General features: G+C 69.6%; 20 protein-coding genes. 9 read left to right on the forward strand and 11 right to left on the reverse strand.

The window, feature by feature from the left end:
* Positions 1-22: 22 nt before the first annotated feature.
* The 6 genes from CK951_RS13640 to CK951_RS13665 all read left to right on the forward strand — a co-directional run bounded on the left by CK951_RS13640 (position 23) and on the right by CK951_RS13665 (position 7,766).
* The gene (locus CK951_RS13640; protein WP_096786669.1) at positions 23-1,531 is read left to right on the forward strand and encodes a di-heme oxidoredictase family protein; all 1,509 of its coding nucleotides are present in this window, start codon (positions 23-25) and stop codon (positions 1,529-1,531) included.
* Positions 1,531-2,502 carry an imelysin family protein gene (locus CK951_RS13645; RefSeq protein ID WP_096786670.1) on the forward strand — a complete coding sequence of 324 codons (972 nt, stop codon included), beginning with the start codon at positions 1,531-1,533 and terminating at the stop codon, positions 2,500-2,502. The genes CK951_RS13640 and CK951_RS13645 overlap by 1 nt, the downstream gene beginning before the upstream one ends.
* A 1-nt stretch (position 2,503) precedes the next feature.
* On the forward strand, positions 2,504-3,562 hold the full coding sequence (locus tag CK951_RS13650) for a DUF1513 domain-containing protein (protein WP_096786671.1): 1,059 nt from the start codon (positions 2,504-2,506) through the stop codon (positions 3,560-3,562).
* 94 nt (positions 3,563-3,656) lie between these two features.
* Positions 3,657-4,331, forward strand: a complete 675-nt coding sequence (locus CK951_RS13655; RefSeq protein ID WP_096786672.1) for an ABC transporter ATP-binding protein — start codon at positions 3,657-3,659, stop codon at positions 4,329-4,331.
* Positions 4,331-6,727: an FtsX-like permease family protein gene (locus tag CK951_RS13660; RefSeq protein ID WP_096787266.1), complete on the forward strand. Its 2,397-nt coding sequence runs from the start codon at positions 4,331-4,333 to the stop codon at positions 6,725-6,727. The genes CK951_RS13655 and CK951_RS13660 overlap by 1 nt, the downstream gene beginning before the upstream one ends.
* The gene (locus tag CK951_RS13665) at positions 6,717-7,766 is read left to right on the forward strand and encodes a lipocalin-like domain-containing protein (RefSeq protein ID WP_096786673.1); all 1,050 of its coding nucleotides are present in this window, start codon (positions 6,717-6,719) and stop codon (positions 7,764-7,766) included. The genes CK951_RS13660 and CK951_RS13665 overlap by 11 nt, the downstream gene beginning before the upstream one ends.
* Before the next feature lie 64 nt (positions 7,767-7,830).
* On the opposite strand, the gene CK951_RS13670 is transcribed toward CK951_RS13665, so the two are convergent.
* From CK951_RS13670 to CK951_RS13690, 5 genes are all read right to left on the reverse strand, one after another.
* Positions 7,831-8,706, reverse strand: coding sequence for a transglutaminase family protein (locus CK951_RS13670; RefSeq protein WP_096786674.1), 876 nt, complete (start codon positions 8,704-8,706; stop codon positions 7,831-7,833).
* Positions 8,706-11,090 (reverse strand): circularly permuted type 2 ATP-grasp protein, encoded by a 2,385-nt coding sequence (locus tag CK951_RS13675; protein WP_096786675.1) that lies wholly within the window; start codon positions 11,088-11,090, stop codon positions 8,706-8,708. Before CK951_RS13675 ends, CK951_RS13670 begins: the two co-directional genes overlap by 1 nt.
* Positions 11,090-14,398, reverse strand: coding sequence for a DUF2126 domain-containing protein (locus tag CK951_RS13680; protein WP_096786676.1), 3,309 nt, complete (start codon positions 14,396-14,398; stop codon positions 11,090-11,092). The genes CK951_RS13675 and CK951_RS13680 overlap by 1 nt, the downstream gene beginning before the upstream one ends.
* Positions 14,399-14,530: 132 nt before the next feature.
* Positions 14,531-15,448 carry a response regulator gene (locus CK951_RS13685; protein WP_096786677.1) on the reverse strand — a complete coding sequence of 306 codons (918 nt, stop codon included), beginning with the start codon at positions 15,446-15,448 and terminating at the stop codon, positions 14,531-14,533.
* Positions 15,449-15,703: 255 nt separating this feature from the next.
* On the reverse strand, positions 15,704-17,275 hold the full coding sequence (locus CK951_RS13690; RefSeq protein ID WP_096786678.1) for a bifunctional UDP-sugar hydrolase/5'-nucleotidase: 1,572 nt from the start codon (positions 17,273-17,275) through the stop codon (positions 15,704-15,706).
* Between the two features lie 151 nt (positions 17,276-17,426).
* Between CK951_RS13690 and CK951_RS13695 the strand changes: the two genes are divergently transcribed.
* Both CK951_RS13695 and CK951_RS13700 read left to right on the forward strand, forming a co-directional pair.
* Entirely contained in the window at positions 17,427-17,765 is a 339-nt protein-coding gene (locus CK951_RS13695; RefSeq protein ID WP_096786679.1) for a DUF952 domain-containing protein, read from the forward strand.
* On the forward strand, positions 17,762-18,823 hold the full coding sequence (locus CK951_RS13700) for a quinone-dependent dihydroorotate dehydrogenase (RefSeq protein ID WP_096786680.1): 1,062 nt from the start codon (positions 17,762-17,764) through the stop codon (positions 18,821-18,823). The genes CK951_RS13695 and CK951_RS13700 overlap by 4 nt, the downstream gene beginning before the upstream one ends.
* A 34-nt stretch (positions 18,824-18,857) precedes the next feature.
* Here CK951_RS13700 and CK951_RS13705 read toward each other — a convergent pair whose 3' ends face one another.
* The 5 genes from CK951_RS13705 to CK951_RS13725 form a co-directional block, all read right to left on the reverse strand.
* Positions 18,858-19,094: an Lrp/AsnC ligand binding domain-containing protein gene (locus CK951_RS13705; RefSeq protein ID WP_096786681.1), complete on the reverse strand. Its 237-nt coding sequence runs from the start codon at positions 19,092-19,094 to the stop codon at positions 18,858-18,860.
* Between the two features lie 52 nt (positions 19,095-19,146).
* Positions 19,147-20,664, reverse strand: a complete 1,518-nt coding sequence (locus tag CK951_RS13710; RefSeq protein ID WP_096786682.1) for an ATP-dependent RecD-like DNA helicase — start codon at positions 20,662-20,664, stop codon at positions 19,147-19,149.
* 45 nt (positions 20,665-20,709) lie between these two features.
* Complete coding sequence (locus CK951_RS13715) at positions 20,710-20,889, reverse strand: hypothetical protein (RefSeq protein ID WP_096786683.1); 180 nt, start codon at positions 20,887-20,889, stop codon at positions 20,710-20,712.
* Positions 20,890-21,048: 159 nt separating this feature from the next.
* Entirely contained in the window at positions 21,049-22,341 is a 1,293-nt protein-coding gene (ccrA, locus tag CK951_RS13720; RefSeq protein ID WP_096786684.1) for a crotonyl-CoA carboxylase/reductase, read from the reverse strand.
* A gap of 159 nt (positions 22,342-22,500) precedes the next feature.
* Complete coding sequence (locus CK951_RS13725) at positions 22,501-22,830, reverse strand: hypothetical protein (RefSeq protein WP_096786685.1); 330 nt, start codon at positions 22,828-22,830, stop codon at positions 22,501-22,503.
* A gap of 197 nt (positions 22,831-23,027) precedes the next feature.
* On the opposite strand from CK951_RS13725, the gene CK951_RS13730 reads away from it, so the two are divergent.
* Complete coding sequence (locus CK951_RS13730; RefSeq protein ID WP_096786686.1) at positions 23,028-24,986, forward strand: protein meaA; 1,959 nt, start codon at positions 23,028-23,030, stop codon at positions 24,984-24,986.
* Between the two features lie 150 nt (positions 24,987-25,136).
* Here the strand turns inward: CK951_RS13730 and lpdA are convergent, their stop codons facing one another.
* The gene (gene lpdA, locus CK951_RS13735; RefSeq protein ID WP_096786687.1) at positions 25,137-26,522 is read right to left on the reverse strand and encodes a dihydrolipoyl dehydrogenase; all 1,386 of its coding nucleotides are present in this window, start codon (positions 26,520-26,522) and stop codon (positions 25,137-25,139) included.

The raw sequence follows: 26,522 nt of genomic DNA on the forward strand, positions 1-26,522 counted from the left end.
AGGGGCAAAAGGATGCCCTGCCATGTCCCGTTTGCTTGCGCTTCTCGGTCTCGTCGCCCTGCCCGCCGCGGCCCAGACACTCGATCCGCCGAACCTGTCGATCGTCCCACGGACCCCGGCCGAGGCGGGCCGCGTGGCCGGGGTGCTTGCCCCTCCCGCGGACTTCCGCAAGCCCGAGCCCTTCGAGGCGATGCCGGGCGGCGCGGCCAGCGTGCGGGCGCGCGACACGGCCGACGCCTTCTCGCAGTCCTCGGCCAACATGCCCTTCGACCGCGAGATGGACTTCAAGCTGGGTAACGGGCTGTTCCGCAAGCTGTGGGTGGCCTCGCCCTCGTCCACGCAGGCCTCGGACGGGCTGGGGCCGCTCTACAACGCGCGGGGCTGCCAGAACTGCCACCTGAAGGACGGCCGCGGCCACGTGCCCGAAGGCCCCGAAGACGAGGCTGTGTCGATGTTCCTGCGCCTCTCGGTGCCCGGTGGCCCCGCGCCTGAAGGCATCGAGGACTGGATCGCGACGCAGGCCGAGCCGACCTATGGCGGCCAGTTGCAGGACTTCGCCGCTGCCGGCCACGCGCCCGAGGGCCGGATGCGGATCGACTGGCAGGAGGTGCCGGTGACGCTGGCCGACGGCACGGTGGTCTCGCTGCGCAGGCCCGCCTATTCGATCACCGACCTCGGCTATGGCCCGATGGCGGCGGACGTGATGCTCTCGCCGCGCGTCACGCCGCAGATGATCGGGCTGGGGCTGCTCGAGGCGATCCCGGCGGCCGACATCCTGGCCCACGCCGACCCCGACGACCGGGACGGCGACGGGATCTCGGGGCGGCCGAACATCGTCTGGTCCGAGGAGGCGCAGGCGCCGATGCTCGGCCGCTTCGGCCTGAAGGCCGGCGCACCCACCGTGCTGCAACAGTCGGCCGCCGCCTTCGCCGGCGACATGGGCATCGCGAACGCGCTGTTCCCCGAGCCGTGGGGCGAATGCACCGCGGCCCAGTCGGCCTGTCGCACCGCGGCGCATGGCATCGAGCCGGGCAAGCGCGACGGGCTGGAGATCGACCGCAAGGGGCTTGACCTGACCGCCTTCTACGCCCGCAACCTTGCCGTGCCCGAGCGGCGCCGGGTCGACGACAGCCAGGTCCTGCGCGGCAAGCAGATGTTCCACGAGGCCGGCTGCCCCGCCTGCCACGTCCCCAAGTTCGTCACTCATCGCCTGAACGACCAGCCCGAGCAGAGCTTCCAGCTGATCTGGCCCCATACCGACCTGCTGCTGCACGACATGGGCGAGGGGCTGGCCGACAACCGCCCCGAGGGCCGCGCCACGGGGCGCGAGTGGCGGACACCGCCGCTGTGGGGGATCGGCCTGACGGAACTCGTCAGCGGCCATCAGTCCTTCCTGCACGACGGTCGCGCGCGCAGCCTGCTGGAAGCCGTGCTCTGGCATGGTGGCGAGGCCGAGGCCGCACGGTCGCGCGTGATCTCGCTGCCCGCCCCGGACCGCGACGCGCTGATCACCTTTCTGGAGAGCCTGTGATGCGTCCTCTCGCCCTTTGCCTTGCCCTGCTCGGCTCCCCGGCGCTGGCCGGGGTGCCCGAGGCCGTGACGCAGGAGATCCTTCCGGCTCATGCCGCATTCGCCACGGCCACCCGGACGCTCGCCGAGGCAGCGGCCGCCGACTGCACGCCCGAGCGCCTGCGCGCGCCGTGGAATGCGGCCTTCGATGCCTGGATGGGCGTGTCGCACCTGCGCCTCGGGCCGGCCGAGACCGAGGGGCGCGCGCTGGCCATCGCCTTCTGGCCCGATCCGAAGGGCACGGGCGCCAAGGTCATGGCGCGGATGATGCAGGCGGCCGATCCGGCACTTGCCGATCCGGCGACCTTCGCCGAGGTTTCGGTGGCCGCGCGCGGCCTGTTCGCGCTGGAGCGGCTGCTGTATGATCCGGCCTTTTCGGGCGACTACGCCTGCACGCTGGCGCGCGCCACGGCATCGGACCTGGCCCGGATGGCCGCGGACCTCGAGGCGGAGTGGCGCGAGAGCTTCGCGCCGCTGATCCTGTCAGCCGGGGCGCCGGGCAACACCCGCTTCCTGACCGAGGCCGAGGCCCGGCAGGCGCTGTTCACCCAGGCGATGACCGGTCTCGAATTCACCGCTGAACAGCGCCTCGGCCGTCCGCTCGGCACCTTCGACCGCCCACGTCCCGAACGGGCCGAGGCGCGGCTTTCGGGCCGCAGCCAGCGGAATGTCGAGCTGTCGCTGGCCGCGCTGGAGCGGCTGGCCCGCGCACTGGCCCCCGAGAGCGACCGGACGCTCGCCGGCTTCGCGCAGGCACGTCAGCAGGCGGCGCGGCTCGACGATCCGCGGCTCGAGGGCGTGCGCGACCCTGCACGGCGGCTGAAGGTCGAGATCCTGCAGCAGCGGCTGCACGCGCTGCGCGACACGATGCAGGCCGAGATGGGCGCGGCGCTGGGGGTCGGCATCGGCTTCAACGCTGCCGACGGGGACTGAGATGGCCACGCGACGCCACGTCCTTGCCGGGTTGCTTGCCAGCACCCTGCCTCGCCTGTCCTGGGCCGATGCAGGAAGCCCCGCCTTCCTCGCCGCCGCGCGCGACGCCGAGGGCCGCTTCGCGCTGCACGGGCTGACCGAGGCGGGAGGGTCGCTTTTCGCCATCCCGCTGCCCGCGCGCGGCCATGCCGCCGCGGCCCACCCGCACCGCGCCGAGGCCGTGGCCTTCGCCCGCCGCCCCGGCACCTATGCGCTGGTGATCGACTGCGCGACCGGCCGCTCGCGCGCCCGCCTTTCGCCGCCCGAGGGTCACCAGTTCAACGGCCACGGCGCCTATTCGGCGGATGGCTCGGTGCTCTACACCTCTGAAGTGTCGGCCGAGACCTCCGAGGGGCGGATCGGGCTCTGGGACACGGCAGGCTGGCACCGGCTGACCACCTTCGCCTCGCAGGGGATCGGCCCGCACGAGGTGCGCCGCCTGCCCGGCACGGAGGTGCTGGTGGTGGCGAACGGCGGCATCCGCACCGACCCGCAGGACCGCACGAAGCTGAACATCGACACGATGCGGCCGAACCTGTCCTATCTTTCGCCCGAGGGCGCCCTGCTCGATCAGGTCGAACTGGCGCCCGAGATGCACCAGGCCTCGATCCGCCATCTGGCGCTGGCCGAGGGGGAAACGGTCGCCTTCGCGATGCAGTGGGAGGGCGATCCGGCGGAGCCGGTTCCGCTGCTCGGCCTGCACCGCCGCGGCGAGGCGGTGCGGCTCTGCCCGCCGAAGGACGAGGACCTGCTTGCCATGAAGGGCTACGCCGGCTCGATCGCGCGCTCGGCCGGGCTGATCGCGCTGACCTCGCCGCGCGGAGGGGTCGTGCAGCTTCACGCCGCGGACGGCAGGCCGCTCGCCACCCACGCCCGGCCGGATGCCTGCGGCGTGGCGGCGACCGGGGGCGGCTTCGTCGTCACCGACGGCGGCGGAACGGTGACAGGGCTGACGGCTGAGGGCTTCCGGCCGTTGGCCCGCACCGCGCTGGCCTGGGACAACCATCTCGTCAGGATCTGACCGGGGCTCTGGCCCCTTCGCCGGGACGTGCTAGCTCTTGTCGCGCTGAGCGACCGGCGACGGGCCGGGCCCTCTGACGCGTGGATCGGTATCTGTGAACACTCATTCGGAAATTCTTCTGCAACTCGAGGGCGTGCGTAAGACCTACCCCACCGGCGAAGGGCCGCTCGAGGTGCTTGGGGGCGTGGATCTCGTGCTGCCGGCCGGCCGGAGCCTTGCCCTGACCGGCGAGTCCGGCAGCGGCAAGAGCACGCTCCTGCATCTTGCGGCGGGGCTGGATGCGCCGGACGCGGGCCGCGTCGTGTTGGCCGGGCAGGACATCTCGCGCGCCCCGGATGCCGAGCGGGCGCGCCTGCGACGCGGTGTCGTGGGCCTCGTGTTCCAGCAGTTCAACCTGATCCCCTCGCTGGATGTCGCGGCGAACCTCGCCTTCCAGGCGCGGCTGGCGGGCCGTCTCGACCCGGACTGGCAGCGCGAGCTGACCGAGGCGCTGGGTCTGGCCGGCTGCCTCCACCGCTACCCCGAGCAGCTGTCGGGGGGCCAGCAGCAGCGCGTGGCCATCGGCCGGACGCTGGCGGCCCGCCCGCGCCTCGTGCTGGCGGACGAGCCGACGGGCAACCTCGACGAGGCGACGGGCGATGCGGTGATGGCCCTGCTGCTGGGGCTGGTCGAGCGCACCGGGGCGAGCCTCCTGATGGTCACCCATTCGATGCGGCTGGCGGGACGGCTGGACGGCCGGCTGCACCTGTCGGCGGGCCGCGTCGCATGATCCGCGCAGCACTTTTCGCGCTTCTGTCGCACTGGCGGCGCAGCCCCCTGCAGCTGGCGATGCTTCTGCTGGGCCTCGCGCTGGCGACGGCGCTCTGGTCGGGGGTGCAGGCGATCAATGCCGAGGCCCGCGCCAGCTATGCCGAGGCCGCCGCCGCGCTGGGTCAGGACCAGCTCGCCCGCATCGAGGCCGAGAGCCCCATCGCGCAGGAAACCTACATCGCGCTGCGCCGCGCCGGCTGGCCGGTGTCGCCGGTCGTCGAGGGCCGGCTGCGGATCGACGAACGCCGCAGCCTGCACCTGATCGGCATCGACCCGCTGACCCTGCCCGCCCCGGCACGGCAGGTCGAGTTCGGCGAGGGCGACGCGCTGCTGCCCTTCCTCAGCCCGCCGGGCCTGCTCTTCGTCGATGCGGAAACCTTCGCGAGGCTGCAGGGCGCCGACCTGCCGCCGCTGCGACTGGCCGAGGGCGTGCCGCCGGGCACCGCGATTGCCGACATCGGACAGGCCCAGCGCCTGCTGCGCATCGAGGGGCGGATCAGCCATCTGCTGATCGATCCCGCGGCCGTGCCCGCGGCGCCGCTTCAGGACGTGGCGCCCGGGCTTCGGATCAGCCCTCCCGACAGCGGCAGCGAGGTGGCGCGGCTGACCGACAGTTTCCACTTGAACCTGACCGCCTTCGGCCTGCTGTCCTTCGCAGTGGGGCTGTTCATCGTCCATTCGGCCATCGGACTTGCGTTCGAGCAGCGGCGGCCGGTGTTCCGCACGCTCCGGGCGCTCGGCCTGCCGGCCGGGACGCTGATGGGGCTGCTGCTGGCCGAGTTGCTGCTGCTGGCGCTGGTGGCGGGGATGCTGGGCCTTGTCCTCGGCTATCTCGTCGCGGCGGTGCTGCTGCCGGATGTGGCGGCGACGCTCAGGGGGCTGTATGGCGCCGAGGTTCCGGGCTCGCTCGCGTTCCGGCCCGGTTGGGCCGCGGCGGGCCTTGGCATCGCGGTTCTGGGCACGCTCATATCGGCCAGCCAGAGCCTCTGGCGCGTGGCCCGCCTGCCGCTTATGGCACCCGCCCAGCCGCGGGCCTGGGCCATCGCGTCGGAACGGGCGCTGCGGCGTCAGGCTGCGCTGGGCGCGGGCCTCCTGCTGGCGGCGGCGGGCCTCCTGCTCTGGGGCCAAGGGGTCGTGGCGGCCTTCGCGCTTCTCGCAGCCCTGCTGCTGGGGGCTGCGCTGCTGCTGCCGGTGCTGCTGTCGCTGGCCCTGAGGGCGGCGGAGCGGCTATCGCGCGGCCCGGTTGCGCAATGGTTCTGGGCCGACACGCGGCAGCAGCTTCCGGGCCTGTCGCTGGCCCTGATGGCGCTGCTGCTGGCGCTGGCGGCCAACATCGGCGTCGGCACCATGGTATCGAGCTTCCGCCTGACCTTCACCGGCTGGCTCGACCAGCGGCTGGCCTTCGAGCTTTACCTCAGCGCGCCCGACGAGGCGACCGCCGCCCGCGTGACGGACTGGCTGGAGCCGCGGACCGAGGCCGTGCTGCCGATCCTGCGCGCCGATACCGAGGTGCTGGACCGTCCCGCCCAGCTTTACGGCATGACGGTGCACCGCACCTATCGCGACAACTGGCCCCTGCTGGCCGCGGTCCCGGATGTCTGGGACCGGATGGAGGGTGGCGGCTGGGCGCTGGTGAACGAGCAGCTCGCCCGGCGCGAGGGCCTCTCGCCCGGTGATCCGCTGCGCCTTCCGGGATGGGAGGGCAGGATTGCCGCCATCTATAGCGACTACGGCAACCCGGCGGCGCAGGTCATCGTGGAAACCCGCACGCTTCTGGCGCTGCACCCCGAGGTCGAGCAGCGCCGTTTCGGCATCCGCGTGGCGCCCGACCGCGCCGCGGCGCTGGCCGAGGACCTGCGGGCCACGTTCGACCTGCCCGCGGATGCGCTGATCGACCAGGCGAGCCTCAAGGGCTTCTCTCTGCAGGTGTTCGAGCGGACCTTCGCGGTGACGGCCGCGCTGAACGTGCTGACGCTGGGCATCGCGGGGCTTGCGATGTTCGCAAGCCTGATGACGCTGTCGGGCATGCGGCTGCCGCAGTTGGCGCCGGTCTGGGCGATCGGCCTGACCAAGGCGCGGCTGGCACGGCTCGACTTCCTGCGGACGCTCATGCTGGCCGCGGCGACGATGCTTGCCGCGCTTCCGCTCGGACTTGCGCTGGCCTGGGTCCTGCTGGCGGTGGTGAACGTGCAGGCCTTCGGCTGGCGGCTGCCGATGCATGTCTTCCCGGGCGACTTGCTGCGGCTGGGGGTGCTGGCGCTGCTGGCGGCCGCGCTGGCCGCCGCCGTGCCGGTGCGCCGGCTGGCGCGGCTGCGGCCCGCCGATCTGCTGAGGGTATTTGCCAATGAACGCTAGGATCATCGCCCTGTGCCTGCTGGCCACGCCCGCCTTCGCCCAAGGCTTCGCCGGCCTCGGCCAGCAGGTCGAGGGCTTCGCCATCCCCCAGCGCGGCGAGGCGCTGGAGTTTCCGCGCGACCACGGCCCGCACCCCGACTACCGCATCGAATGGTGGTATGTGACCTCGGTGCTGCAGGGCGAGGACGGCCGCGACTACGGCATCCAGTGGACCCTGTTCCGCTCGGCCCTTGCCCCCGAGGAGCGGCCGGGCTGGCAGAGCCCGCAGCTCTGGCTGGCCCATGCGGCCCTGACCACGCCCGATCGGCACTTCGTGGCCGAGAAGCTGGCGCGCGGCGGCATCGGTCAGGCCGGCGTGACGGCGGCCCCTTTCGCCGCGTGGATCGACGACTGGAGCATGGAGGGCCGCCCGGCCGCGGGCGCCGACGCGATGTCGCGCCTCGACCTGCGGGCCCAGGGCGACGGCTTTGGCTACCGGTTGCGCCTTGACGCCGATGGTCCGCTGGTTCCGCAGGGCGAGCAGGGCTATTCCGTGAAATCCGCCGCGGGTCAGGCGAGCTGGTATTATTCCCAGCCGTTCTACCGGGTGGAGGGCGAGCTTGAGATCGAAGGCCGTCCTGTGGCGGTCAGCGGGCAGGCCTGGCTGGACCGGGAATGGTCCTCGCAGCCGCTGGCCGCCGATCAGACCGGGTGGGACTGGTTCTCGCTGATGTTCGACGACGGCGCACGGCTGATGGGTTTCCGGCTGCGGGATGCCGGCGAGGGCTACACCAGCGCGACATGGATCGCGGCGGACGGTCGGCCCGAGCCGATGCCCCCCGGCGCGCTGCGTGTGACGCCGCTCAGGCAGGCCGAGGTGGCAGGGCGGGACCTGCCCGTGGAATGGCGGGTGGAACTGCCGGGCCGCGGGCTCGACGTGACGGTGGCGGCGCTGAACGAGCAGGCATGGATGGCAACCTCGGTCCCCTACTGGGAGGGGCCGATCTCGATTTCCGGAAGCCATGCGGGGCGCGGCTACCTCGAGATGACGGGCTACTAGGCGCTTCGGCGGCTGTGGCCCCGTGCCGACGTCGCCTGCAGCAGGCCATCGGCCGGGCCGCCGATCAGAGCGGGATCACGTCCACCGCGTGGCTGGTCTTCTGGTCGCCAGAGGTCCGCAGGATGCCAGAAACCGGTGCCACGTCGCCGTAGTCGCGCCCGACCGCCGCCGACATGTGGTTGAGGCCGGCGAAGCAGGCGTTCGTCGGGTCGTAGTCGATCCAGCCGTCCTCGCTGCCGCACCAGGCGCGGACCCAGGCGTGCATGGCATCGGAACCCTCGAGCCGCGGACGGCCCGGCGGCGGCACGGTGCGCAGGTAGCCCGAGACATAGGCTGCAGGCACACCCACGCCGCGCAGCCCGGCGATCATGATCTGGGCGAAGTCCTGGCAGACGCCGTGCCGGTGCGTGAAAGCCTCCTCGGGCGGGGTATCCACGGTCGTCGCGCTGCCGTCGAAGCGCATGTCGCGGTGCAGTGCGAGGCCAAGCGCCTCCACGGCACCGCGGACGGTCGCGGCACCGGCCATCTGCTGCCGGACATAGTCCGTGATGACGGCCACCGGATGGATGCGCGGGGATGGAGCAAGGAAATGGTGCGGCGCCGCGGGACCCAGATCCCGATGGGCCGCGATCTGGTCCCGCAGGGCGGCGGGCGGCGGCGAGCGGTCCTCGGCCGGCCCCTCGAACAGTCGGTCGACCTTGCAGGTGGCGGTGAAGACGATCTCGGAATGGTCGCAGCCCAGCGCGACCTCGACCGTGCGGTTGCCGAAGAAATCGGTGAACTCGGCGCGCTCGGCCGGGCGCGGGCTGATCGCGATCAGCTCGTTCGAGACCTCCTGCACGCCGGGGATATGCTGGGGCAACAGGCGCAGCAGGTGGCGCCCGCCCGAGGTCGGCCGGGCGTAGTGATAGGTGATGGAGAGGCGGACGTGATACTGCATCAGCGCAGGTAGGTTTCGGTGATGAGGTCGGAGATCTCCCAGACGGCGCTGCGGAGCCGCCAGAGAGCGTCGGTGTCGAGAAACTCGGCCCTTTCGGTGCAGAGATTGGTTCGGGTGCGCAGCACGAGGCGCATGAGGTCGGGCATCGGGCTGGCCGTCGCGCCGGGCAGGAAGCGCACCTGCTCCTCGATCCCGTCCAGCTGGAACAGGATCGAGCGCGGGTTCATCGCATCCAGTGCCAGCAGGTCCACCACCGTCTCGCGCGAGGTCGTCACGGCGAAGCGCCGCCGGTGGGTCATCACGGAATCCCCCGCCTCGACAGCCAGGTCGAGGCCACCCTCCGGTGCCCAAGGGTCCGCGAGCGTGGCCAGCGTGGCGGCCATTCCGGCGGCGCGCTCGATGTGGCGGCCGAGTTCAAGGAAGCGCCAGCCGGTGACGCGATACATGTTCTCGTGCACGAGGCCCGAGAAGCCCGTGACCTTGCGCAGCAGCGCCGACAGCGCGCGCGCCGCATCGTCGCCGGGCGATACCCGCTCGGCCATCCGCCGCATGGTCTTGTCGAGGTCGGCCAGCGCCGACCAGCCGTCGGGCGAGAAGCGGTCGCGCACCTGCCCCGCGCTGGCGACGGCCGAGCGCAGCGTCCGGATCAGGCCCTGCGGGATGCCCTCCTCGGGGTCGATGCCCTGCCCGCGGAACAGCGGCGCAAGCGTCGCCAGCAGCGGCGCGCGTGGGTCGCCCGTCTCGGCCAGCCGAACGTTGTGGGCGCGCAGCAGGCGCATGGTGCCTTCGGTCCGCTCGACATAGCGGCCGAGCCAGAACAGGTTGTCGGCCGCGCGCGAGGGCAGCGCGCCCTCGCGCGCCTGCAACTCGCGTCCGCGGGTCGGGATCAGGCTGGCCGCATCGACCGGAGCGGGGCTGACGATCCAGACATCCGCCGCCGCGCCGCCGCGCTGCAGCGCGATGGCCTTGGCATCGGGCGTGCGGCCGATCCGGGCGAAGCCGCCCGGCATCACCTGCCAGCCCGAAGGCGTCCGGGCGAGGAAGACCCGCAGGCTCATCGGCCGCGGAACAAGCTGGCCGTCGATGAGGGCGGGCGTGGTCGACAACCCGACCGACTCCTGCCCGACCAGCCCTGCACCCTCCCGCTCCAGCCAGCCCGCGAGGTCCTTCGGCGGCAACTGGCTGTCGGCCAGCGCGGACAGCTCGTCCTCGATCGGTTGCCGGGTCGAGAGCGCGGGCGAGATGACCATGCGCTCGGCATGGGCTGCGACATGGGCACGCTCGGCAGCCTGACCGCACCACCAGGTCGCGATGTTGGGCAGGCGCAGTTCCTCGCCCAGCAGGGCGCGGGCGATGCGCGGCATGAAGGCCAGGAAGGCGCGCGTTTCCAGCACGCCGGAGCCGAGGTTGTTCACCAGCGTCGTGGAGCCGTGCCGCAGCGCCGAGACGAGGCCCGGCGTGCCGAGGCGCGACGATCCGGCCAACTCCAGCGGATCGGCGTAAAGGCTGTCGAGCCTGCGCCAGAGCACGCTGACCGGCTGCGGCCCGGCCACGGTGCGGACCATCAGCCGGCCCGCGTCCACCGTCAGATCCTCGCCCTGCAGCAGCATGAAGCCGAGATAGCGCGCGATCCAGGCGTGCTCGTAATAGGTCTCGTTCAGCGGCCCGGGCGTCAGGATGCCGACGCGGCCCTTGGGATCGGCCTGCAACTCCTGCAGCGCGTTGCGGAAGGTGCGGAAGAAGCCGGCCAAGCGATGCACATGCGCCTCGGCGTAGAAATCCGAGAACACCCGCGAGGTCGCCACGCGGTTCTCCAGCGCGAACCCCGCGCCCGAGGGTGCCTGCGCCCGGTCGCCGAGTACCCACCAGTCGCCGTCCGGCCCGCGGCCGACCTCGAAGGCCAGAAAATGCAGATGGTGCCCGCCGCGTGGCGCAACGCCCACCATCGGGCGCAGCCACTCCGGGTTCCCGGCCACCAGCGCGGGCGGCAGCACGCCCTCGGCCACCAGACGGTTCGGGCCGTAGAGGTCCGCCATCAGCGCCTCCATCAGCTCGGCCCGCTGGATCAGGCCCTCGCCCAGCGTGCGCCACTCGGCCTCCTCCAGCAGCACCGGGATGTGGCTCAGTGGCCAGGCGCGCTCGTCCGAGCCCTCGGCGGAATACTGGCGGAAGAACACGCCCGCATCGCGCAGATACTGGTCGCCGCGGGCGAAGCGGCGGTGAAGCTCGTCCGGTGCAAGGCCCGCGACATGGCGGATGAAGTTGCGCCACACCGGGCGGATCTCGCCCTCGGCATCCAGCAGCTCGTCGGGCACGCCGCGCTGCGGGACATAGCCTTCGATCAGGCCGGGCAGGCCCGGCGCGGGACGGTGACGGCGGTCCATCAGAGCCCCGCGGGCCGGCGCAGGTCCAGCGTCATCGGAAACTCGGGATGCGGCACCTCGGGACGCAGCGGCCAGTGCCCCGCGCTGTGGCCACGGGGCTGGAAGCGGGCGAGGCGGCGGGCCTCGGCCTCGTTGGCATTCACCGGGAAGGTCTCGTAGTTCCGCCCGCCAGGATGGGAGACGTGATAGACGCAGCCGCCCAGCGCCCTGCCCGACCACGTGTCGTAGATGTCGAAGGTCAGCGGCGCATCCACCCGCAGGGTGGGGTGCAGGGCCGCGGAGGGTTGCCACGCCTTGTAGCGCGCGCCCGCGACCGCGATGCCATTGCCAACCGGCTGCAGCGGCACCGGCCGGCCGTTGCAGGCCACCGTGTAGCGCGCCGGATCGGCACCGCTCAGCTTCACCTGCACCCGCTCGGTCGAGCTGTCGGTGTAGCGCACGGTGCCGCCGATGGCGCCGGTTTCGCCCAGCACGTGCCACGGCTCCAGCGCCTGCCGGATCTCGAGCCGGGCACCCTCGTAGTCCACCTCGCCGCAGAAGGGGAAGCGGAACTCGGCCTGCGCCTCGAACCATTCGGGATCGAGGTCGAAGCCATGCGCCCGCAGGTCGGCGAGCACGTCGAGGAAATCCTGCCAGACGTGGTGCTGCAGCATGAAGCGGTCGTGCAGCGCGGTGCCCCAGCGGGTGAGGTTCCCGGTGATCGGGCTCTGCCACATCCGCGCGACCAGAGCCCGGATCAGCAGCTGCTGCGCAAGGCTCATCCGGGCGTCCGGCGGCATCTCGAAGCCGCGGAACTCGACCAGGCCAAGCCGCCCGGTCGGGCCGTCGGGCGAATACATCTTGTCGATGCAGATCTCGGCCCGGTGGGTGTTGCCGGTCACATCGGTCAGGATGTTGCGGAGCAGCCGGTCGGGCAGCCAGAGGAAGGGGCGCGGATCGTCCTTGCCCGGGATCTGCGCCAGCGCGATCTCCAGCTCGTAAAGGCTGTCGTGCCGCGCCTCGTCGATCCGCGGCGCCTGGCTCGTCGGGCCGATGAACAGGCCCGAGAAGAGATAGGACAGCGACGGATGCCGGTTCCAGTGCAGGATCAGGCTGCGCAACAGGTCCGGCCGGCGCAGGAACGGCGAATCCTGCGGCGTGCGCCCCCCCACGACCACATGGTTGCCGCCGCCCGTGCCGCTGTGCTTGCCGTCGATCATGAACTTGTCGGCGCCGAGGCGGCTCTGGCGGGCCTCCTCATAGACCGCGCTGGTGATGTCGACGCAGTCCTGCCAGTTGCGTGACGGATGGACGTTGACCTCGATCACCCCCGGATCGGGCGCGACCCGGATCACGTTGAGGCGAGGGTCGTGCGGCGGGGCATAGCCCTCGATGTGGATCGGCAGGCCCAGCTTCCGCGCCGCCGCCTCGGCCGCGGCGATGAGTTCGAGGTAATCCTCCAGCGCCTCGACCGGAGGCATGAAGACGCAGAGCCGGCCGTCCCGCGCCTCGGCCGCCAGTGCCGTCCGCACCGCGCCTTCGTCGCCGAGGATCTGCTCGACCACCTGCTGCCCCGGGGTGGCGGCAGTGAAGCTTGCGACCGCCTGATCGGGATTCTGCAGTGGAATGGTTGGCAGGGGCCCCCGCTCCACCGTGGGATCGGTCGGGTTGATGTAGGGATAGCGCGAGGGCGGCACATGCGGCAGCGCCCCCAGCGGAAGCCGGTAGCCGACCGGGCTGTCCCCGGGCACCAGGAACAGATGCGAGCGCCGCAGCTTCCAGCGCTCGGACCGCCAGCGCGGCCGGTCCGCCGCCTGCGACTGCCAGCGCTGCACCGGCAGCACGTAGCCCGAGGGCTCGGTCAGGCCGCGCTCGAACACCCGCGCCATCCGGTAGCGCTCTTCCGGGTCCTTCAGCTGCGAGTTCTCGGGCGTGACGTTCTCGGGCAGGTTGCCTTCCTTGAGCAGCCACTCGCCCGGATCCTCGTAGGCCGGAACCACGAGATCCCCTTCCAGACCCAGCGCCTCGGCGATGTTGCACATCAACCGCTCGGCCTCGGCCTTGCCGACCTCCATCGCGGACTCCTCGCCGGCGACGAGCCCGTGGTCGCGCCAGATAGGTGCGCCGTCCTCGCGCCAGTAGAGCGAGAAGGTCCAGCGCGGCAGCGTCTCGCCGGGATACCACTTGCCCTGCCCGTAGTGCAGGAAGCCCCCCGGCGCGAAACGGTCGCGCAGGCGGCGGATCAGCCGGTCCGCCAGCACCCGCTTCGTCGGGCCGACGGCGTCGGTGTTCCATTCGCCGGACTCGAAATCGTCGATCGAGACGAAGGTCGGCTCGCCGCCCATCGTCAGCCGCACGTCGCCCGCCTCGAGTGCCGCATCGACCTTGCGGCCGAGAGCGTCGAGCCGGCCCCACGCCTCATCGGAAAATGGTTTCGTGATCCGCGGATGCTCGGCCACCCGCGCCACCTTCATGTCGAAGGCGAAGTCCACCTCGGCATAGCTCGCCACGCCCGAGATCGGTGCGGCGTTGCGGTAGTGCGGCGTTGCGGCCAGCGGGATGTGGCTTTCGCCGGTCAGCAGCCCCGAGGTCGCATCGAGCCCGATCCAGCCGGCGCCCGGCAGATAGACCTCGGCCCAGGCGTGCAGGTCGGTGAAGTCGTGGTCGGTTCCGGAGGGGCCGTCGAGCGACTTCAGGTCGGGCTTCAACTGGATCAGGTAGCCCGAGACGAATCGCGCCGCGAGGCCGAGATGGCGCAGCACCTGCACCTGAAGCCATGCGCTGTCCCGGCACGAGCCGCGGCCGTGCGAAAGTGTCTCCTCGGGCGAATAGACGCCGGGCTCCATCCGGATCACATAGGCGATCTCGTGCGAGAGCCGGCTGTTCAGGTTCACCACCATGTCCACGGTGCGCACCCGCTCGCGCGGGATGGTGTCGAGGAACCTCTGCAGAAGCGGCCCGGCGGGCTCGGGCCGGCGGTAGATCGAGAGATCCTCCACCAGATCCTCGGGGTAGTCGAAGGGCCACTGTTCGGCCGTCTCCTCGACGAAGAAGTCGAACGGGTTGTAGACCGTCATGTCGGCGACCAGATCCACCTCGATCTTCAACTCGGTCACCGGTTCGGGAAAGACGAGGCGGGCCAGCCAGTTGCCATAGGGGTCCTGCTGGTGGTTCTCGAAATGCCCGCCGGGCGAGACCTTCAGCGAATGCGAGATCACCCGCGTCCGGGAATGCGGCGCGGGCCGCAGACGGATCACCTGCGGTCCCAGCGTCACCGGACGATCATAACGGTAATGGGTCAGGTGGTGGATGCTGGCCTTGATCGACATGTCCGCTTTCGTCCGCTCTTCCGTCGGTCAGACGGTTTCACGGACAGGCGGCCGGTGCCAATGGCTATCGGCCGGCGCCGACGAAATAAATGGCGCGAGGCGAGGGAGCGCCCAAATCTTGGGCACGGCCCTTCAAACCATGACGGCGGGCATGAGGTCGGGACGGCGCAGCGTGTCGCGCGCCCGCCGCAGCAGACGCTCGGGCGTGGAGCGGAAGAACAGCCCCGGCCTCATCGGCTTGCCCACCTGCAGGACCGGGCGCGGCACGCCCAGACGGTCGTAGATCGGCGCACGGTCCGCCAGACGGATCGCCAGTTCACCGGCCAGCACATGCGCCCGCTCGGGAAGATCCTCGGGCAGAAGGCCCACGAATTCGCCGTGGCCGGAGTGGGCAAGCACCAGACCGTATCCCCCCAGCCGGTCCATGATGACCGCCGCGACGTGATACAGCATGTCCTTATACTGGACCGGCGTCGCCTCGGCGGCGATTGCACCTGCATTGCCGATGCGGAAGGCGACGGCCGTCTGCCTGCCGCGACCGTTGCGCATCTGGTCCTGGAACGTCGGAAGATCCACGACGCCGGGAACTCCCGAGACAGGCAGGGGATCGTCGAAGCCCGCCGCCGCCAGCCCGCGCAGCCGCAACGCCAGCGCCCCACTGCGGCGCCGCTCGTCGGTCAGTCGCGCCGCCATTCCCAACCGGGCCCGAAGTTCCACCGGATCGATCTGGCGCGACACGTAATCGGAGGCACCGCTCGCCAATGCTCCAGCCAATTCCCCGGATTCGGCGGGGCCGGAAATCATGATGATCGGAGTGCACGCGTGCTCCGGGAGAAGACGCAACCTGCGGCAGAGTTCAATCGCTCCGCCCGGAAGACCCAGATCCATGAGAATGCAGTCAAATCTTGCGCCACGGCCCAGAAGGCGCAGCGCCTCGCGGGCCGTCGCGGCGCAATCGGGCTCGGACAGGCCGATCCGATCCAGCATCTCGCGAAGAACCAGCACGAATGCCGGATCATCGTCGATGACGAGAAGCCGCATGCCTTCCATATTGCCAGCTGTCCGCCTGTTCACTGCCCTTGGGGAAGCCTAGCGCGGAATGCGGATTTCCGGCACAATTTCGCCGTATTTTTGTGATAATTATCGGAGGCTTGGCGAAAATCCGCTCAATACCTCTTTGGTTGTATCCATGCAATTCAAGATAAAGCGGACGGCCGGGCAAGATACTTCTCATTGAGCCGCGCGCGACAAGGATCCGCGCCGGACCTAACGGCGGGTCGTCCGGCGCGGTCGATCGCCCTGGGATCAGCGCCGCGTGATGCGCCCGTCGATCGCCGGCGCATAGGGCGCCCGGGCCGCCAGATACTCGGCCGTCACCTCGGCAAGATCGGGCCCGTAGTCATAGGCATTGGCCGCATCGACGAACATCGCATAGCCATCGCCGCCCTGCCGGACATAGTTGTTCGACACGACCCCATAGGTCCGGGCCGGATCGATGGGCTGCCAGTTGCCACCCTCCATCACCATGACCTCCGACACCCGCGAACCGGACGGTGCGGCAGGATCGAAAGTGTATTTCAGACCGGCAACCTGCGGAAAGCGGCCAGCAACCTCCTCGATCTGGCTGACACCGTTTTCCAGCGCCTCGACCACGGTAGCGCCGGTCACCTGGAAGGTGGACAGCGTGTTCTGGAACGGCAGGACGGTCAGCACCTCGCCCATCGTCACCGTGCCCGCATCGATCGAGGCGCGCAGCCCGCCGCCATTCGCGATGGCGATCTGGATTCCCTGCTCCCTGACCCGGTCCAGCATCGCCTCGGCCACCAGGTTGCCCATCTCGCACTCGCCGCTGCGGCAACTTTCGCGGGTGCCGTCGATCTCCTCGGCGGCGGTGGCGACCTCGCGGTTGCGGATCTCCTCCAGCGGGGCGGCAAGCTCCTTCACCCGGGCGAGGGCCGCCGCATCCTCGGCGACGGAAGCGTCCAGCAGGCGCGGCGCGCCTTCCGCCGAGATCAGCTCTCCCGCGTCATCGAAGGTCACGTTCAGCTCGCCCAGATACTTGCCATAGGCATAGGCGGTGACGATGGCGACCTTGCCGACCATGGTGGGATAGGGACCGGCCGCGCCCTCGATCCCGTTTCCGAGCAGGGTGTGCGAATGCCCGCCCACGATCACGTCCACCCCCCTGAGCGTCGAGGCGATCCGCTTGTCGGCCTCATAGCCCAGATGCGACAGCAGCACGATCTTGGTCACGCCCTCGTCGGTCAGCCGGTCCACCTCCGCCTGCGCCGCCTGAACCGGCTCGGTGAAGATCACGTTCGGGCCGGGGCTTGCCAGTTCCGCCGTATCGAGCGGCGTCAGGCCGACGATCCCGATCTTCTCGCCCGCCTTCTCGACCACGACCGACTTCTTCACCTGCTCGCGCAGGTCCGGCTCTCCGGTCAGGTCGGCATTGGCCATCAGAAGCGGCGCGGACAGCTTCCTTGCGAAGTCGGTCAGCACGGCCGGCCCGTCGTCGAACTCGTGGTTGCCCACCGTCATCGCGTCATAGGACAGGGCATTGAGGAATTCGGCCGCGGCCTCGCCCTTGTAGCGGGTGTAGAACAGCGAGCCCTGGAACTGGTCGCCGGCATCCAGCAGAAGCCGCGTTCCCCCCTGCCCGCGCGCCTCGGACAGGGCCGTGGTCAGCCGCGCGATGCCCCCGAAGCACTCGCCCGCCGCATTGTCCTCGGGCGCGCAGGTCGAATCGGATTTCGAGATCGGCTCGAACCGGTCGTGAAAATCGTTGGTGTGCAGGATCGTCAGCGCGAATTCGGCCCGCGCCGCGCCCGTCGCCAGCGCCATGATCGCAGCCGACGCGAGAAGGATGGATTTCATGACAATGCTCCGTTCTTGCCGATGCGGTCAGAGTGGGCCGCGGGGCGCGGCCTGTCAAAGCCGAAGGGCCGGGCTGACGCAGGGGCAGCCGCCCCCTGCTTCCGCCATCGGCCATATTGACCGGGACCCGGGCAGGGTGCATGAGGCTTGCATGCTGATCTTCAAGATTTTCCGCCGCTCCGAATGGGACGACTTCCGCCGCGCCGGCGAAACCGCGGGAGCGCCGGTCGATCTGGCCGACGGCTACATCCATCTCTCGACCTCGGTGCAGGTGGCGGAGACGGCGGCAAGGCATTTCGCGACCGAAAGCGATCTGGTGCTTGTCGCGGTCAATCCCGACGCGCTCGGTCCCGCGCTGAAGTGGGAACCCTCGCGCGGGGGGCAGCTCTTCCCGCATCTCTACCGTCCGATGCGGATTGACGACGTCGTGTGGGACAAGTCGCTTCCGCTCGGCGCTACCGGCCACATCTTCCCCGAGGGGCTCTGGTGAACATTCTCGAACGCGCCGCACTCAGGGCCCTGCACCAGATCGAACCGGAGCGGGCGCATGCGCTTTCGCTGGCCGCCCTGCGCGCGGGCGTCGTGCCGCTGCACGGCCCGGTGACATCGCCGCGGCTTCAGACCCGGCTGGCGGGTCTGGTGCTGCCCAATCCTGTCGGTCTGGCCGCGGGCTACGACAAGAACGCGGTGGCACTCGCGCCCCTGATGCGGGCCGGCTTCGGCTTCATCGAGGTCGGGGCGGCCACGCCCCGCCCGCAGCCGGGCAACCCGCAGCCGCGACTGTTCCGGCTGGCCGAGGACCGCGCGGCGATCAACCGCTTCGGGTTCAACAACGATGGTGCCGCCACCATCTGCGCCCGGCTGGCGATGCGGCCGCGGGGCCCGGTGCCGGTGGGGCTGAACCTTGGCGCGAACAAGGACAGCACGGACCGCGCGGCGGACTTCTGCGCTGTCTTCGCCGCCTGCGGCCCGCATGTCGACTTTGTCACCGTGAACGTCTCGTCCCCCAACACCGAGCGGCTGCGCGATCTTCAGGGCCGGCAGGCGCTTTCGGCGCTGCTGTCGGGGGTGATGGCGGTGCAGGCGGATCTGGCCACGCCTGTCCCGGTGTTTCTCAAGATCGCGCCCGATCTGGTGGACGAGGATCTGGCCGAGATCGCCGAGGTGGCGCTTGCCTCCGGCATTGCCGGGATCGTGGCCACCAACACCACCCTTTCGCGCGAAGGGCTGAAAAGCGCGCATGCCTCGGAAACCGGGGGGCTGTCCGGCGCCCCGTTGTTCGAACGCTCCACCCGCGTGCTTGCGCGGCTGTCGCAGCTGACCGAGGGACGGCTGCCGCTGATCGGCGTGGGCGGCATCGCCACGGCCGAACAGGCCTATGCCAAGATCCGGGCCGGGGCGACGGCGGTGCAGCTCTACACCGCCATGGTCTACGAGGGGATCGGCCTTGCCGCCCGCATCGCAACGGACCTTGACGCCCTTCTGGCGCGGGACGGCCGTGCCAGCGTCAGCGATGCCACCGGAACGGGGCGCGGCGACTGGCTCTGATCGCGCGGAAGAAAATCTTTTCCGCGCGGCCGTGTCAGAAGGCCTTGAAGGTCATCGTCGTCAGCGTGCGCTGGATGCCGGGAATGTCGAAAAGCTTTTCCGACAGGAAGCGGCCCACATCCTGATCGGCCGGAACATAGACCTTGGCCATCAGGTCGAAGTCGCCGGATGTCGAGTAAAGCTCGGACACCACCTCGCGGTCATAGATCGCATCGGCCACCTCGTAGGTCTTGCCGGGCATGCAGCGGAACTGGACGAAGACGCAGCGCATGTGCTTGCTCCCTTGAACTTTTGCCGGACTTTAGCCGCGCCTTCCGGCGAAGTCACGCCTCAGGCTGCAGCTTCAGCCGGGGCGCCACGCGCGGCAGGTCCTCGACCGACAGCGGCTGCTGCGGCAGCGCCAGACGGTTGCGCACGACCCAGAGCAGCCGCTTCTCGGCCCGGGTGATCGCCACATAGGCCAGCCGCTTCCAGAGCGGCATCCCGGCCTCGCTGCGCCCCGCCTGCGCCGCAGCCCAGAGGTCGGGGGCGAAGACCTGCACCACCTCCCATTGCGAGCCCTGCGCCTTGTGGATCGTTACCGCCGCCCCGTGCAGGAAGGCCGCGCCCATCCGGGCCGCCGAGGGGATGAACGGCTCTTCCTCGCCCGGCTTCTCGATCTTGATGATCGAGGCGGCCGAGACCTGCGGGTCCTCGGCACCGATCACGTGCAGCTTTGCAAACCCCTCGCGGTTGCCGGGGCCGAGATAGATCACCTGAGCGCCCTTGATCAGCCCGCGCGCCTCGAGGTCGATCCGCTTCTTGCGGTGCTTCAGCGGCAGCTCGATCCCGTCGCAGATCAGCGGCTCGCCCGGCAGAAGCTCGGTCTCGGGCGCGCCCTGCGCGGCGCGGAAGGCGGCGATCAGCCGGATTCGGGTCTGGTTGCGCCAGACCAGAACCGGCGAGCGCGCCATGAGGTCGGCATCGACCCGCTGCGCGACCTGCACCCGCTCGTCGCGTCGGGCCGCCGCCTCGACCATGTCCTCGAAGCTCTCGAAGCTCAGGTCCGGATCGGCGAGCGCATGGGCAAGATCGAGAATCGGGTTGTCCTCGGCCTGGCGGTGGATGCGGCTCAGCGTCAGCTTCCGCGTCTCGCCCAGCATGTCGAACACCATCTTGCCGGATTGGCCGACCGGCGCCAGCTGCGCCGGATCGCCGAACAGCACCAGCGTCGGAAAGATCTCGCGCAGGTCGTCAAGCTGGCGTTCGTCCAGCATCGAGGCTTCATCGACGAAGCCCACGTCCAGCGGCTCCTCGCGCCGCTTCCACCCCTTGATGAAGTCCGACCCCCGGAGCCCCGCCGCCGCAAGCGCACCGGGGATCGACGCCACCTGATCGTAGAACGCCTTGGCCCGGTCGAGCGCCGTCTCGGACAGGCCCTCGACCTCGGGGCGCTTGCCGTTTCCGGCCAGCCATTCGGCAATGCGTTCGTATTGCGGATCATAGACCGGCGTGTAGAGGATGCGGTGGATCGTCGTCGCCGGCACGCCGCGCAGGCGCAGCACGCTGGCGGCCTTGTTGGTCGGCGCAAGGATCGCCAGTGTCCGCCGCTCCTTGCGCTTGCGCCCCTCCCAGTCGCCTGACACGATTTCGAGCCCGGCCTCGACCAGCGCCTTCGTCAGTGCGGCAAGCAGCATCGTCTTGCCGGAGCCCGCCTTGCCCACCACCGCGAGCACCGTGGACTTGCCCTCGACCGCGGAGCCGAGCGCCCCGCCGACCAGATCGACCCCCATGCCGCGCAGCTGGTCGGCCACGCGGTCATAGGCTTCGGCCTGATCTTCGGAGAAGGCAAGGGCTTGCATGGCGCGACCATAGCCGCAGCCGTCCCGCAAGGCCAGCGCCGGCGCTCAGTTGCGCCGCGAGGGCGGGTCCTTCTCGTCCTCCGCAGGCTGCGGCGCGGACGGCGCGATCTCGGCTTGGGCAAGCCGGATCGTCTCGTCCAGGCCGGCTGCCAGCGTGGGCAGCGCGTTCCGCTCGGCGTAGCTGCGGAGGTCGCTCAGCACGTCGAGAATCCAGTCATGTGTCATTGCGGCATAGGCGCCGGAATCGCCTTTCGGAGCAAGTCTTTCTACCGCAAGGCGAACTCGGGAGCTGCGGCGCTGTCAACCGGGCTTTTGCGCCTGATTTGACATAAACCGCCGCACCGATACCGATGCGGCGGCCGAAAAGCCGGGGTTGGTGCCGCCTCAGTCCTTGCGCGAGGCGTCCAGAACGTCGGCGAAGGTGCGCAGGCCGGTCCGCATGGCCTGCACAAGAACGGCCATGTTCCCGGGCTTGTGCTGGTTGCGGTACATCTTCATGTGGGCCGAGGGGATATCCGCCCAGGGAAAGACCTCGGACATGCAGGGGTCAAGCCGGCGCTCGATCATCAGCTGGTTCGCCGCCGACGCCTGCTTGAGGTTGGCGAAGTGGCTGCCCTGCAGGCGCTTCTGGTGCATCCACATGTAGCGCACGTCGAAGGTGCAGTTGAAGCCGGTGGTGCCCGCGCAGATCACCACCATGCCGCCCTTCTTCACCACCAGCGACGAGACCGGGAAGGTCGCCTCGCCCGGATGCTCGAACACCATGTCGACGTTGACGCCCTTGCCGGTGATGTCCCAGATCGCCTTGCCGAACTTGCGCGCCTCCTTCAGCCACTCGTTGTATTCCGGCGAGTTGACCTTGGGCAGTTGCCCCCAGCACTTGAAGTCCTTGCGGTTGATCACGCCCTTGGCGCCCAGCCCCATGACGAAATCGCGCTTGTCCTCTTCCGAGATCACGCCGATGGCATTCGCGCCCGCGGTGTTGATCAGTTGGATGGCATAGGAGCCGAGGCCGCCCGAGGCGCCCCAGACCAGCACGTTCTGCCCCGGCTTCAGGTCGTGCGGCTTGTGGCCGAACAGCATCCGGTAGGCGGTGGCCAGCGTCAGCGTGTAGCAGGCGCTTTCTTCCCAGGTCAGGTGCTTCGGACGCTTCATCAGCTGCTGCGCCTGCACGCGGGTGAACTGCGCGAAGCTGCCGTCGGGCGTCTCGTAGCCCCAGATCCGCTGGCTCGGCGAATACATCGGGTCGCCGCCGTTGCATTCCTCGTCGTCGCCGTCGTCCTGGTTGCAATGGATGACGACCTCGTCGCCGACCTTCCAGCGCTTCACCTTGTCGCCCACTGCCCAGACGATGCCCGAGGCGTCCGAGCCCGCGATGTGGAAGGGCGCCTTGTGCACGTCGAAGGGCGAGATCGGCACGCCGAGGCCGGCCCAGATGCCGTTGTAGTTCACGCCCGCCGCCATCACGAGGACCAGCACCTCGTGGCTGTCGATGGAAGGCGTCTCGACCACCTCGACCTGCATCGCCTTGTCCGGCTCGCCGTGACGCTCGCGCCGGATGGCCCAGGCATACATCTGCTTCGGCACGTGGCCCATCGGAGGCATTTCCCCGATCTCGTAGAGGTCCTTCTTGGGAGCGTCATAGGCGACGATGTCGCTTTGCACGTCGAGGGCCATGCTTGCCTCCTTGGTCCGAACTGGGTGCCGCAGCGCAGAATCGCCGGGCGGGATACGATCAGATACGGCCGGAGCCGCAAGAATGCAATAGATGCAGCGGCGATTTTGTAATATTATGTCCGCCGCGACGCAGCGTAAGCCGCGGCCGCGGCGGCATGCTCAGTGGAAGGTGAAGGTCGCGACCTCGCAGATGTTCACGCCCGGTTCGACCACCTCGTCATCATCCTCGAAGATGGCACGGAAGTCGAACTTGCAGTAGCCCGACGCGTCGTCGAAGTTGATGATGACCGACTGGCCCGAAGGCAGCACGCTGTCCCCGAGAATATCCTCTTCCCAGTTGTCGGTACCGGAGTTGGAGCCGTAGAACCGCACGATGGTGTATCCGGTCTCGTTGACGATGCGGACCCTTCGATCGAGCGCGGAGGCCGGTTGAAGGCCGGTCGCGAGCAGCGCGACCACAAGAAGGCAGAGGGACGGAAGGCGGTGCATCGGAACTCTCCGGAACTGGACCCGGCGCGGGAGTCGCGCCATGCTCACGATCCCGTGAGGCGAGCGCGGGAACAAGAAGAAGATGCCGAGGATCCTCGGAATCGCGCCGCAACGCAGCGAATTGACAGAGACATTATCTTTCGCGTATCCACACCCAACCGCAACTTCCTTGCCCGCTCGACCAGAGGAGTTCTGCCATGACCCAGAAGGAAAGCCCCTGGCTGTTCCGGACCTATGCCGGCCATTCCACGGCGAAGGCGTCGAATGCCCTCTATCGGACCAACCTCGCGAAGGGGCAGACGGGCCTCTCGGTGGCCTTCGACCTGCCGACTCAGACGGGCTACGACAGCGACCATGAACTGGCGCGCGGCGAGGTCGGCAAGGTGGGCGTTCCGGTCTGCAACCTGGGCGACATGCGGGCGCTGTTCGACCAGATCCCGCTCGAGCAGATGAACACCTCGATGACGATCAACGCGACCGCCCCCTGGCTGCTCGCGCTCTACATCGCGGTGGCCGAGGAACAGGGCGCGGACGTCTCGAAGCTGCAGGGCACGGTGCAGAACGACCTGATGAAGGAGTATCTGAGCCGCGGCACCTACATCTGCCCGCCGAAGCCCTCGCTCCGGATGATCACCGACGTCGCGGCCTACACGCAGCAGCACCTGCCGAAGTGGAACCCGATGAACGTCTGCTCCTACCACCTGCAGGAAGCGGGGGCGACACCGGAGCAGGAGCTCGCCTTCGCGCTGGCCACCGCCGTGGCGGTACTCGACGACCTCAAGGGCAAGGTGCCGGAGGCGCAGTTCCCGGCGATGGTGGGACGGATCTCGTTCTTCGTGAACGCCGGCATCCGCTTCGTGACCGAGATGTGCAAGATGCGCGCCTTCGTCGATCTCTGGGACGAGATCTGCCGCGACCGCTACGGCATCGCCGAGGAGAAATACCGCCGCTTCCGCTACGGCGTGCAGGTCAACTCGCTGGGCCTGACCGAGCAGCAGCCGGAGAACAACGTCTACCGCATCCTGATCGAGATGCTGGCCGTCACGCTGTCGAAGAAGGCCCGTGCCCGTGCGGTGCAACTCCCGGCCTGGAACGAGGCGCTCGGCCTGCCGCGCCCGTGGGACCAGCAGTGGTCGCTCCGGATGCAGCAGATCCTGGCCTATGAATCCGACCTGCTGGAATACGACGACCTCTTCGACGGCAACCCCGCCATCGACCGCAAGGTCGAGGCGCTGAAGGCCGGCGCGCGCGAGGAACTGGCGCATATCGACGCGATGGGCGGGGCGATCCAGGCGATCGACTACATGAAGGCCCGCCTCGTCGAGGCCAATGCCGAGCGCATCGCAAAAATCGAATCGGGCGACACGGTCGTCGTCGGCGTGAACCGCTGGACCGAGGCCGCGCCTTCGCCGCTTACCACCGGCGACGGCGCGATCATGGTCGCCGATCCGGAAGCAGAGCGTGACCAGATCGAGCGCCTGCAAGCCTGGCGCGCCGCGCGGGACGAGGCCGCGGTCCAGGCCGCGCTGGCCGCGCTGCGCCGTGCCGCCGCCGCGGGCGAGAACGTGATGCCGGCCTCGGTCGCCGCCGCCAAGGCGGGTGCCACCACCGGCGAATGGGCCGCCGAACTCCGCGCCGCCTTCGGCGAGTATCGTGGCCCGACCGGCGTTTCACGCGCGCCGTCCAACCGGACCGAGGGGCTGGAGCCGATCCGCGAGGCCGTTCAGGCCGTGTCCGCACGCCTCGGCCGTCCGCTGAAGTTCCTCGTCGGCAAGCCGGGCCTCGACGGCCATTCGAACGGAGCCGAACAGATCGCGGCCCGCGCCCGCGACTGCGGCATGGACATCACCTATGACGGCATCCGCCTGACGCCCTCTGAAATCGTCGCCAAGGCGGTCGAGGAGCAGGCCCATGTCATCGGCCTCTCGATCCTCTCCGGCTCGCACATGCCGCTGATCATCGAGGTGCTGGAGCGGATGCGCGCCGCGCAGCTCGACGTGCCGCTGGTCGTCGGCGGCATCATCCCGGACGAGGATGCCGACCAGCTCCGCGCCCTGGGCGTGGCGGCGGTCTACACGCCCAAGGACTTCGAGCTGAACCGGATCATGATGGATATCGTCGGGCTCGTGGACCGGACGGCGCTGGCCGCGGAATAGGAATCCCTCGCGTCCCGGCTCTCTTGGCCGACTGGCCGGGACCACCTGAGCGTGCCGCCAAAAGCGGCAGGCGAGGCAAAGGGCGTGACGCCCGGCCCTTCGGGGCCGGGCGTCTCAGTCTGGTTCGAACGGAAGCGCTGCCCGCCCCCGTCAGGCGTGGATCGCCCCGTCGCCGCAGGCCAGCGCCGCCTCGCGCACCGCCTCGGACCAGGTGGGATGGGCGTGACAGGTCAGCGCCAGATCCTGCGCCGAGGCACCGAACTCCATCGCCACGCAGACCTCGTGGATCAGGTCGCCCGCCGCCGGGCCGATGATGTGGCAGCCGAGGATGCGGTCGGTCTCCTTGTCGGCGATGATCTTCACGAAGCCCTCGGCCTGGAACACCGCCTTGGCGCGCGCATTGCCCATGAAGGGGAACTTGCCGACCTTGTAGGCACGGCCCTGCTCCTTCAGCATCTCCTCGGTCTGGCCGACGCTCGCGACCTCCGGCGTCGTATAGATCACGCCCGGGATCACGCCATAGTTCACATGGCCGTGCTTCCCGGCGAGGACCTCGGCCACCGCCATGCCCTCGTCCTCGGCCTTGTGCGCGAGCATCGGCCCCGGCACGGCGTCGCCGATGGCGTAGATGCCCGGCACGCTGGTACGGAAGTGACCGTCGATCTTCACCATGCCCTTCAGCATCTCGACGCCCAGTGCCTCGAGCCCGAGGCCAGCGGTGTAAGGCTTCCGCCCGGTCGCCACCAGCACCGCGTCAGTGGTGACGCTCGCCTCCTTGCCGTCCTTCTTCGCCGCCCAGGTCACGGAGGCCTTGCCGTCCTGCACCACCGCACCCTTCACGGCGGCGCCCAGCACGAACTCCATCCCCTGCTTGGCGAGGATGCGCTGGAAGGTCTTGATCACCTCGCCGTCCGCGCCGGGGATGATCTTGTCCATGTATTCGACGACGGTCACCTTCGTGCCCAGCCGGGCATAGACCGAGCCCAGTTCCAGCCCGATCACGCCCGCGCCGATCACCACCAGGCTCTCGGGGATCTTCTCCATGGCGAGCGCGCCGGTCGAGGTCACGATCACCTTCTCGTCCACCTCGACGCCCGGCAGGCTCGCGGCCTCCGATCCGGTGGCGATCACGATGGACTTCGCCTCGTGAACCTCGTCGCCGACCTTCACCTTGCCCGGCTCGGGGATCGAGCCCCAGCCCTTGAGCCAGGTCACCTTGTTCTTCTTGAACAGGAACTCGATGCCCTTGGTGTTGCCGCTGACGACGTCCTCCTTGTAGGCCTGCATCTTCGCCCAGTCGACGGTCGGGTGCCCGCCCATCAGGCCCATCTTCTCGAAGTTCTCGTGCACCTCATGCAGTTGATGCGTCGCGTGCAGGAGCGCCTTCGACGGGATGCAGCCCACGTTGAGGCAGGTGCCGCCGAGGCTGTCGCGGCCCTCGACCACGGCGGTCTTCAGCCCGAGCTGCGCGCAGCGGATGGCGCAAACATAGCCGCCCGGGCCCGCGCCGATGATGATGACGTCAAAAGTAGCCAT

It is taken from the genome of Rhodobacter sp. CZR27, from assembly GCF_002407205.1.
In the GTDB taxonomy this organism is placed as follows: domain Bacteria; phylum Pseudomonadota; class Alphaproteobacteria; order Rhodobacterales; family Rhodobacteraceae; genus Cereibacter_A.